A 10683-nucleotide genomic window follows, 5' to 3' on the forward strand; every position below is an offset into this window, starting at 1 on the left:
ACGAAGAAAGCGGAGCGCCCGCCGCTGTCGCGGCCCGAACGCGAGGAGCAGGGTTCGACCCTGTTCATCGATCCGGCGACACGCGGCAATCTGGAACTGCTGCGCACGCTGTCGGGCAGCCGCGAAGGCTCGCTGTTCAAGGCGATCGACCGCACGGTGACCGGCGGCGGCGCAAGGCTGCTCGCCGACCGGCTGATGGCGCCGCTGACCGACCCGGCGGCGATCGGCGCCAGGCTGGACTCGGTGTCGTTCTTCCGTTCCGAAACGCGACTTTGCCAGGCGGTGCGGTCGAGCCTGAAGAGCGTTGCCGACATGCCCCGCGCGCTGTCCAGGCTGGCGCTCAACCGGGGTGGGCCGCGCGACCTCGGCGCGCTGCGCGCCGGCTTCGAGGCGGCAGGCGCGATCGCCGAAATCTTTGCCGCGACCGCCCTGCCCCCGGAACTTGCGGCGGCATTGGCCGCCATCCATGCACTGCCCCAAGCGCTTTCGCAGCATCTGATGCAGGCACTTGGCGACGAACTGCCGCTGCTCAAGCGCGACGGCGGCTTCGTTCGTGGCGGCTACCATGCCGATCTCGACGAGATGCGGGCGCTGCGCGACGAATCGCGAAAGGTGATCGCCGGGCTGGAACGCTCGCTGATCGACGAGACCGGCATCCGCTCGCTGAAAATCCGGCACAACAATGTGCTCGGCTACTATATCGAGGTGACCGCCAACCACCATGCGGTGATGACCGGCAGCGATGACGCCAAGGCGCGCTTCATCCACCGCCAGACCATGGCCAACGCCATGCGCTTTACCACGACCGAGCTTGCCGAGCTCGAGACCAAGATCGCCAATGCCGCCGACCGGGCGCTCAACATCGAACTGGCCGCCTTCGAGGCGCTGACGACGGAAGCGGTCGGCGAAGCGGAGAAGATCCGTGCCGGCGCCGATGCGCTGGCCGTGCTCGATGTCTCCGCGGCGCTCGCGCTTCTGTCGGAAAGCGAAGCCTGGTGCCGGCCGGTGGTGGATTCGAGCCTTGCCTTCGAGATTACGGGCGGGCGGCATCCAGTGGTCGAACAGGCCTTGCGCCGCTCCGGCGAAGGCCCGTTCGTCGCCAATGATTGCGACCTGTCGCCGGAGGGAGCTGCCCGGAACGGCGCGATCTGGCTTTTGACCGGCCCGAACATGGGCGGTAAATCGACATTCCTGCGGCAAAACGCGCTGATCGCCATCCTGGCCCAGACCGGCTCGTTCGTGCCGGCGACATCGGCCCATATCGGCGTCGTCGACCGGCTGTTCTCGCGTGTCGGCGCCTCGGACGATCTGGCGCGCGGCCGCTCGACCTTCATGGTCGAGATGGTCGAGACGGCAGCGATCCTCAACCAGGCCGGCGAGCGCGCACTGGTGATCCTCGACGAGATCGGCCGCGGCACCGCCACTTTCGATGGCCTGTCGATCGCCTGGGCCGCGGTCGAATATCTGCATGAGAAGAACCGCTGCCGGGCAATCTTCGCCACCCACTTTCACGAAATGACCTCGCTGGCCGGCAAGCTGGCGCGTCTCTCCAACGTCACCATGCGGGTCAAGGAATGGGAAAACGACGTCGTCTTCCTGCACGAGGTCGGCAAGGGTGCCGCCGACCGCTCCTACGGCGTGCAGGTGGCGCGGCTGGCCGGCCTGCCGGAAGCGGTGGTCGACCGGGCCAAGGAAGTGCTGCACCAACTGGAAGAGGGCGAAGTTTCGGGCAAGACCAACCGGCTGGTCGACGATCTTCCATTGTTTTCGGTGGCGGTGAAGCGAGAAGCGCCGAAGCCGATCAAGAGCGACGCGCTGGGCGCGGCACTTGGCGACATCAACCCGGACGAAATGACGCCACGCGAGGCGCTGGAAGCGCTCTACCGGCTGAAGGGGTTGGCGGGGACGTAGTCAGATCATCTCCAACCCGCGCTTGCGCGCTGGTGGCGGGAAAGCGCGGTCGAGATCGGCGATGTCCTGCGGCGCAAGCTTGATGTCGAGCGCAGCGACATTCTGGCGGACATGCTCCTCGCTGCTGGCCTTCGGGATGGCGATGACGCCCTCCTGATGCATCACCCAGGCCAGGGCGATTTGCGCTGGGGTCGCATTGTGGCGCCCGGCAATGGCTTCGAGCCTGGCATTGCGCGCCAACGCACCCTGCTCGACCGGAGAATAGGCCATCAAGGGGATGCCGCGCTGCCGGCTCCAGGGCGCCAGATCGAATTCGAGGCCACGCCGGACCAAATTGTAGAGCACCTGGTTGGTCTGGACATTGCCGCCATCGGGCAGGCCGATCAGCTCTTCCATCTCGTCGGTGTCGAAATTGCTGACGCCCCAGTGGCGGATCTTGCCGGCCTTTTTCAGGGCCTCGAAGGCCGCGACGGTTTCCGTCAATGGCACGCTGCCGGGCCAATGCAAGAGATAGAGATCGATGCGGTCGGTGCGCAGGCGTTTCAGGCTGTTTTCGCAGGCCCGCTGCACGCCCGCGCGCGAGGCGTTCGACGGTAGCACTTTCGAGACCAGGAAGGTCTCGTCGCGGCGCCCGGCAATGGCTTCGGCCACCACCTCCTCGGCACCGCCGCTGGCATACATTTCGGCGGTGTCGATCAACGTGATGCCGAGGTCGAGGCCGAGCTTGAGGGCATTCACCTCATCGGCGCGGCGACGGGAATCTTCGCCCATCTTCCATGTGCCCTGGCCAAGCACCTGAACGGCTTCGCCGAAGGGCAGTTTGGTGGTTCTGATGGTCGGTGGCATGGCGGGCTCCAGTTGGGGCCGGATCGCATCGCAGGCTGGGCGATAAATCCAGAGGCGTTCTCGCCGCGCTGGCGATGGCCGAAGACTTACTTCACCGGATGGGCGGCGAGCCAGGCCTGCATCTGCTTGATCTCTGCTTCCTGCGCGGCGATGACGCCTTCGGCCAGCTTGCGGATTTCCGGGTCCTTGCCATTGGCAAGTTCAACCTTGGCCATGTCGATCGCGCCCTGATGGTGCGGGATCATGCCTCTGACGAAATCGACGTCGGCATTGCCGGTATAGTCGGACGCCATCATGTCGGCATGCATCTTGTCCATCGCCGCCTTGTAGCCTTCCGTCGAAGGACTGGTCGCGTCCGTCGCCATAGCGCCCATGTCGTGTTTCATCTCTTCGCTCTGCGCCGGAACGCTTTCGAGGAAGACGGCAACCAGCATTCCGGCCGCCATCAGCAGCAGCACGAGTTTTTTGGCGAAGGTCATACATGGTCTCCTGTGGATGGGTTTCGTATTTGGGGGCTTGGATCAGAGTTTCAATGTTCTCAGCCGCAATGCGTTTGCGATCACCGACACCGAGGACAGGCTCATCGCCGCCGCTGCCAGCATCGGCGACAGAAGCGTGCCAGTGAGCGGATAGAGCACGCCGGCGGCGACCGGCACGCCAAGCACGTTGTAGAGGAAGGCAAAGAACAGGTTCTGACGGATGTTGCGGATCGTCGCCTGAGCCAGCGTGCGCGCCCGCACGATGCCGTTGAGGTCGCCTTTGACCAAGGTGATGCCGGCGCTTTCGACGGCGACATCGGCGCCGGTGCCCATGGCGATGCCGACATCGGCGGCGGCAAGGGCCGGTGCATCGTTGACGCCGTCGCCGGCCATGGCAACGCCGGTGCCTTTTGCGCGCAGTTCCTCGACAAGGGCTGCCTTCTGTTCCGGCAGCAGGTCGGCGCGGACCTCGTCGATGCCGAGGCTTCTGGCGATCGCGTTGGCCGTGCGTTCATTGTCGCCGGTCGCCATGACGATCCGCAAGCCGCTTTCATGCAGCGCCTTGATCGCCTCGGCCGTCGTTATCTTGATAGGGTCGGCGACGGCGACGATGCCGGCCAGTTTTTTGTCGACAGCGACGAACATCGCCGTCTTGCCTTCGAGTTGCAACGCCTCGGCCTTGGCCGAGATGGATGCGATGTCGACGCCAAGGTCGGCCATCATCGCGGCGTTCCCGAGCGCGACCGTCTTTCCCGAGACCGAACCGGACACACCCTTCCCGGTGACCGCCTCGAAGCCGCTGGCCTCTGCAACGGTCACGCCGCGCGTAGCGGCGCCGTCGACGATGGCTTCAGCCAGCGGATGCTCCGAGCCTTTCTCCAGGCCCGCGGCAAGCGCCAGCAATTCGTCTTCGGAGAAGCCGTTTGCCGTGACGACATCGGTCAGCTTCGGCCGGCCTTCGGTCAGCGTCCCCGTCTTGTCGACGATCAGCGTGTCGACGGAAGCGAAGCGTTCGAGTGCTGCGGCTTCCTTGATCAGCACGCCGGCATGCGCCCCGCGCCCGGTGGCGGTCATGATCGACATCGGCGTGGCGAGGCCGAGCGCACAGGGACAAGCGATGATCAGCACCGACACCGCCGAGACGATGGCAAAGATCAGGCTGGGCTCGGGTCCAAACACGGCCCAGGCGATGAAGGCGACAATCGCGACAAGGACGACGGCCGGGACAAAGTAGAAAGAAACGCGATCAGCCAACCCTTGGATCGGGGCGCGCGAGCGCTGCGCCTTGGCGACGAGCTCGACGATGCGCGCCAGCGTCGTCTCGGCGCCGACCTTCTCAGCGCGCATGATCAGCGCACCATTCTTGTTGAGCGTGCCGCCGGTCAGCGCATCGCCCTCGACCTTCTCGACCGGCAACGGCTCGCCCGTGATCATCGATTCGTCGAGCGAGGATCGTCCTTCCAGCACCGTGCCATCGACCGGCACGGCGTCACCGGGGCGTATGCGCAGGCGATCGCCGGCCTTGACGGCGTCCAGAGGCACGTCGTTTTCGGAACCATCGGCGGCGATCAGCCGCGCTGTCTTCGGTGCGAGATCGAGCAAGGCGCGGATCGCCGAACCGGTCTTTTCACGGGCGCGTAGCTCCAGCACCTGGCCAAGGAAGACCAGCGCGACGATGACGGCGGCAGCCTCGAAATAAACCGGCACCGCACCGCCATGGCCGCGGAACTGATGCGGAAAGATATCCGGAAACAGCGTGGCGACGACGCTGTAGAGATAGGCAGCGCCGACGCCGAGCGAGATCAGCGTCCACATGTTGGGGCTGCGGTTGACGAGCGAATCCCAGCCGCGGTGGAAGAAAGGCAGTGCCGCCCACAACACGACGGGGCTGGCCAATGCCAGCTCAAGCCAGACCTTCGTCCGCTCGTCGACAAAAGCCTGGAAAGTCAGGCCAAGCATCGGCGCCATGGCGACGACCAGCAAAGGGACGGATAGAGCGGCACTGACCCAGAATCGCCTGGTGAAATCGACCAGTTCCGGATTGGGACCCTCGTCACCCGTTGGTACGCCCATCGGCTCCAGCGCCATGCCGCATTTCGGGCAGGATCCGGGCTTGTCGCGGACGATCTCCGGGTGCATCGGGCAGGTGTATTGCGTGCCCTTGGGCATCGGCTGCGGTGCTGGCCTGCCGCCGAGATATTTTTGCGGCTCCGCCTCGAATTTCGCCTGGCAAGCGGCCGAGCAGAAATAGAAGCCCCGGCCTTCGTGGCGGGCAAAATGACTGGCTGTCGCGCGGTCGACGCTCATGCCGCAGACCGGATCGGTGGCGGTCAGGAATTTTTCCGGTTCGGCGACGAATTTCGTGCGGCAGCCCTGGCTGCAGAAATGATAGAGATGGCCATCATGCTCGGCCGTCGGCTTGCCAGCCGCCGGATCGACAGTCATGCCGCAGACCGGGTCGCGGACGACGCTCTTCGTGGTGGGCACGGCGCCTTTTGTCGAGCAGCAGCTACCGTGCGCGTGATGATCGTGATCGGAATGCGTCATTCGAAAATGCCTCGATGGATCGGTGTGACGCGGAGATAGGGCTTCCAGTAACTGGAAGGTCAAGGGCTGTTTCGACTTTTCTTCTCCGGTCCACGGCGCGTCCATCCACCCCAGAAAAAGTCTCACGCGGCAACACCAGGCCTGCTAGAAAGCGCGAGCGTCGCGGGGGTGGGGATTTTCTTCGGCAATGAAGCGTCTGGTCATCAATCTCGATCGGTCTCCCGATCGCCTTGCCCGTGTGACGGCGGAGTTTGCCCGCATCGGCGTTGCATTCGAACGCGTTCAGGCCATAGACGCACGCGACCGGCCGGAGCTGGACCAGCTGCCGCAAAATGTCGGATATCGGAACAGGCTGCCATTGACTGACGGCGAGATCGCCTGCCTGCTCAGTCACCGGGCCTGCTGGGCTGTCATCGCCCAAGGCGACGCCCGCTACGGGGCGATTTTCGAGGACGACATCGTCTTTGCCGCAAAAGCCGGCGCATTGCTTCGCGACAGCGACTGGATCCCAGCCGATGCCGAAGTCGTCAAGCTCGAAAGCTACTTCTGTAAGACCGTGATCCGACGCAAGCGCATTGCCATCGGTCACGGCTTTTCCACATCCAAACTCGACGCCGGACATATAGGAACCGCCGGCTACATCATCTCCAGGCAAACCGCGCTCGACCTGATCAAGGCCACCGAGGAGATCGGCATCGCTGTCGACGACCTTGTCTTCAACCCGGAGTTTTCGGTTTTGCGAGGCGAGACGATCTACCAGCTTGTTCCTGCGCTCTGCGCGCAAGATCAGTTCCTTGGCGACAGGGCGCTCCATTTGCCAAGCCTGCTCAGAGAAAAGCGGGATATCCAGTGCGCCGCACCCGCCGGGACCGGGAAACGCAGAAAGACAGCCATAGCGAGGGTCAAAGCCGAGGCTCGGCGAATAGGCAAGCGCATTGTCGATTTCGGTCGACTGAAGCGGAGAATGGTCATTCCATTTACTTATCCGAGCCAAAACTCAGCCGGGTCTTGAACCGGCTTCAACGCCCCATACCCAGCGCCGCCAAAACGCGCTATAGACGCCGCCGAAACGGCAAGGCCGACTGGATATATGGCAAGAATCTCCCTGAAGCTCGACGAATTGATCGACGGCGAAGCCTTGCGCCGCGAGATGACCGCGCTGACCGCGGCCACGGCGGGCGACGGCTCAGGGCAGGCTGCGCGCAATGGTGTGCTCCAACTGCTCAAGGGACGACTGGCGGACGGGCGCGCCATTGCCGAACGCATGCTGAGGGACGATGGCGGCGGCAGCGCCTGCGCGGCGCGGCTGTCGCATCTCATGGACGAGATCATCCGGGCGCTTTACGATTTCGCCGTCACCCATGTCTACCGGGTCAAGAACCCGTCCTCCGCGGAGCGCATGGCCGTCGTCGCTGTCGGCGGCTACGGCCGTGGAACGCTGGCGCCGGGGTCCGACATCGACCTGTTGTTCCTGCTGCCTTACAAGCAGACGCCGTGGGGCGAACAGACAGTCGAATACATGCTCTACATGCTGTGGGACCTGGGGCTGAAGGTCGGCCACGCCACACGCAATATCGACGAATGCCTGCGCCTGTCGCGCACCGATGTCACCATCCGCACCTCGATCCTCGAAGCACGTTTCCTGTGGGGCGAGGAAAAGCTCTATGATGAACTGATGCTGCGCTTCGACCATGAGGTGGTGCGCACGACCGGCCCCGAATATGTCCAGGCCAAGCTTGCCGAACGCGATGACCGCCATGCCAAGGCCGGCGAAAGCCGCTATCTGGTCGAGCCCAACGTCAAGGACGGCAAGGGTGGCCTGCGCGATCTGCAGACGCTGTTCTGGATCGGCAAATATTTCTACCGGGTGCGCACCGGCGAGGAATTGGTCGATAAAGGCGTCTTCACCGAGGGTGAGTACCGCGAGTTCCAGAAAGCCGAGGATTTCCTGTGGGCGGTACGCTGTCACATGCATTTCCTCACCGGCAAGGCCGAGGAGCGGCTGCATTTCGACATCCAGCGCGAGATCGCCGAACGGCTCGGCTACACCACGCACCCCGGCCTGTCGGCGGTCGAGCGCTTCATGAAGCACTACTTCCTCGTTGCCAAGGACGTCGGCGACCTGACCCGCATCTTCTGTGCCGCGCTCGAGGAGGAGCAGGCCAAGCACGTGCCGGGCTTCAACCGCATCTTCCTGACTTTCTCGCGGCGCAAGCGCAAGCTGGCCGGCACGTCGGACTTCATTGTCGACAACCACCGCATCAACATCGCCGACGACCAGGTGTTCGAGCGCGATCCGGTCAATCTGCTCAGGCTGTTCTGGTTCGCCGACAAGCACGGTCTGGAATTCCACCCCGATGCGCTGAAGCTGCTGACCCGTTCGCTCGGCCTGGTCAACAAGTCGCTGCGGCGCGACGAGGAGGCCAACCGGCTGTTCCTCGACATATTGACCTCGGATCGCAATGCCGAACTCAATCTGCGCCGCATGAACGAGGCCGGGCTGCTCGGCAGGCTGATCCCGGATTTCGGCAAGATCGTCGCCATGATGCAGTTCTCGATGTACCACCACTACACGGTGGACGAGCACCTCATCCGCTGCATCGGCGTGCTGGCCGAGATCGAACGCGGCGACGGCGAAAAGGTCCATCCCCTGTCGCACACGCTGATGCCGGGGCTGAAGAAGAGCCGCGAGGCGCTCTATGTCGCCGTACTGCTGCACGACATCGCCAAGGGCAGGCCGGAGGACCATTCCGAGGCGGGGGCCAGGATCGCACGCCGCATCTGTCCGCATATGGGGCTGTCGCCTGCCGATACTGAAACCGTTGCCTGGCTGGTCGAGAACCATCTCGTGATGTCGATGACAGCCCAGACCCGCGATCTCAACGACCGCAAGACCATCGAGGATTTCGCCGCGATCGTGCAGTCGGTCGAGCGGCTGAAGCTGCTTTTGATCCTCACCGTCTGCGACATCAGGGGCGTCGGACCGGGTGTCTGGAACGGCTGGAAGGGCCAGTTGCTGCGCACGCTCTACTACGAGACCGAATTGCTGTTGACCGGCGGGTTTTCGGAAGTGTCGCGCGCGCAACGCACGGCGGCGGCGCGCGAGCGTCTGGCCGAGGCGCTTGCCGACTGGCCGGACAAGACCCGCAAGCGCTATGTCGGCCAGCACTACGAGAATTACCTTTTGACCGTCGATCTCGCAGACCAGCTGCGCCATGCCGAATTCATTCGTGAGGCTGACGCGTCAGGCAACAAGCTTGCCACCATGGTCAAGACCCACCAGTTCGAGGCGGTGACCGAAATCACCGTGCTGGCGCAGGACCACCCCCGCCTGCTCTCGGTCATCGCCGGGGCGTGCGCCGGGGCCGGCGGCAACATTGTCGACGCGCAGATCTTCACGACGTCGGACGGCCGTGCGCTCGACACGATCCTGATCAGCAGAGAGTTCGACCGCGACGAGGACGAGCGCCGGCGTGCCGAGCGTGTCGGCCGGCTGATCGAGGACGTGCTGTCGGGCAAGAGCTGGCTGCCGGAAATGATCGAGAAGCGCACCAAGCCGCGGCGCGGCTCCAAGGTGTTCAAGATCCCGCCGCGTGCCGAAATCCGCAACACGCTGTCGAATCGTTTTTCGGTCATCGAGGTCGAGGGCCTCGACCGGCCTGGGCTGCTGTCGGAGATCACCGGAACGCTTTCCGACCTGTCGCTTGACATCGCATCGGCCCACATCACCACCTTCGGCGAAAAGGTCATCGACACTTTCTATGTCACCGATCTCACTGGCCAGAAGATAGATAGCCCGGCCCGCATCGCCACCATCCGCAATCGGCTGATGGCAACGCTCGAAGGCATCGTGCCCGAACGCGGCGGCAAGTCCAGGGCGGCGGCCGAGTGACAACGACCATCACTTTGTCCCAATTCCGCAGGCAGTTCCCAAAAGCATGAGCCTCGTCAAGAAATTCGCAACGGTCGCTTCCGGCACGCTGATGAGCCGCGCGCTCGGTTTCGGCCGCGAGATGCTGATGGCCGCCGCACTCGGCACCGGACCGGTCGCCGATGCCTTCAACGCCGCCTTCCAGTTTCCCAACACCTTTCGCCGGCTGTTTGCCGAGGGCGCCTTCAACGCCGCCTTCGTGCCGCTGTTCGCCAAGGAGATCGAGACCCACGGCACCGAAGGCGCCAAGCGCTTTTCCGAGGAAGTGTTCGGCGTGCTGTTCACGGCGCTGCTGGCGCTGACCATCATCATGGAACTGTCGATGCCGCTGATCGTGCGCTATCTGGTGGCGCCGGGTTTTGCCGGCACGCCGGGGAAGTTCGACACCACGGTGACGCTGGCGACGATCATGTTCCCTTATCTGATCTGCATGTCGCTGGGCGCGATGATGGCGGGCATGCTGAATTCGCTGCGCCGCTATTTCGCCGCCGCCGTGGCGCCGGTGTTCCTCAACATCATCCTGATCGGCGTGCTCGCCTATGCCTGGTACAAGGGCTCGGATGCCCTCACAGTCGGCTACGGGCTGTCCTGGGGCGTGCTTGCCGCCGGACTGGTGCAGCTGGCGATCGTCTGGGTGGCAGTGCGCCATGCCGGCATCTCGATCGGCTTTCGCCGTCCCAAAATGACGCCCGCGGTCAAGCGGCTGCTGATCCTGGCGCTGCCGGCGGCCATCACCGGCGGCATCACACAGATCAACCAGCTGATCGGCACGGCGATCGCCTCGGCGCAGAACAGCGCGGTGTCCTCGCTCGCCTATGCCGACCGCATCTACCAGTTGCCGCTCGGCGTGGTCGGTGTCGCGGTCGCCATCGTGCTGTTGCCCGAACTGTCGCGCGCGCTGAAGTCGGGCAATCTGATCGAGGCGGCCAATCTGCAAAACCGCTCGGTCGAGTTCACGCTGTTCCTGAC

General features: G+C 64.1%; 7 protein-coding genes. 4 read left to right on the forward strand and 3 right to left on the reverse strand.

Annotated elements, in window-relative coordinates:
* Positions 1–1911 (forward strand): DNA mismatch repair protein MutS (gene mutS / locus EN955_RS31110; RefSeq protein WP_127223518.1); only part of this gene is annotated, 1911 nt, incomplete at its 5' end.
* Here the strand turns inward: mutS and EN955_RS31115 are convergent.
* The 3 genes from EN955_RS31115 to EN955_RS31125 all read right to left on the reverse strand — a co-directional run bounded on the left by EN955_RS31115 (position 1912) and on the right by EN955_RS31125 (position 5783).
* Positions 1912–2757: an aldo/keto reductase gene (locus tag EN955_RS31115; protein ID WP_024501798.1), complete on the reverse strand. Its 846-nt coding sequence runs from the start codon at positions 2755–2757 to the stop codon at positions 1912–1914.
* 86 nt (positions 2758–2843) lie between these two features.
* Positions 2844–3236, reverse strand: coding sequence for a DUF305 domain-containing protein (locus EN955_RS31120; protein WP_013528057.1), 393 nt, complete (start codon positions 3234–3236; stop codon positions 2844–2846).
* Between the two features lie 42 nt (positions 3237–3278).
* Positions 3279–5783, reverse strand: coding sequence for a heavy metal translocating P-type ATPase (locus EN955_RS31125; RefSeq protein ID WP_024501799.1), 2505 nt, complete (start codon positions 5781–5783; stop codon positions 3279–3281).
* Positions 5784–5970: 187 nt separating this feature from the next.
* Between EN955_RS31125 and EN955_RS31130 the strand changes: the two genes are divergently transcribed.
* From EN955_RS31130 to murJ, 3 genes are all read left to right on the forward strand, one after another.
* The gene (locus tag EN955_RS31130; protein WP_024501800.1) at positions 5971–6795 is read left to right on the forward strand and encodes a glycosyltransferase family 25 protein; all 825 of its coding nucleotides are present in this window, start codon (positions 5971–5973) and stop codon (positions 6793–6795) included.
* A gap of 78 nt (positions 6796–6873) precedes the next feature.
* Positions 6874–9675, forward strand: a complete 2802-nt coding sequence (locus EN955_RS31135; RefSeq protein ID WP_024501801.1) for a [protein-PII] uridylyltransferase — start codon at positions 6874–6876, stop codon at positions 9673–9675.
* Between the two features lie 46 nt (positions 9676–9721).
* Positions 9722–10683, forward strand: a 962-nt coding sequence (gene murJ / locus EN955_RS31140) for a murein biosynthesis integral membrane protein MurJ (protein ID WP_127223519.1), incomplete at its 3' end; no start/stop codon positions are given.

The sequence above is a fragment of the Mesorhizobium sp. M7A.F.Ca.CA.001.04.2.1 genome, assembly GCF_003998485.1.
Taxonomy (GTDB): domain Bacteria; phylum Pseudomonadota; class Alphaproteobacteria; order Rhizobiales; family Rhizobiaceae; genus Mesorhizobium; species Mesorhizobium ciceri.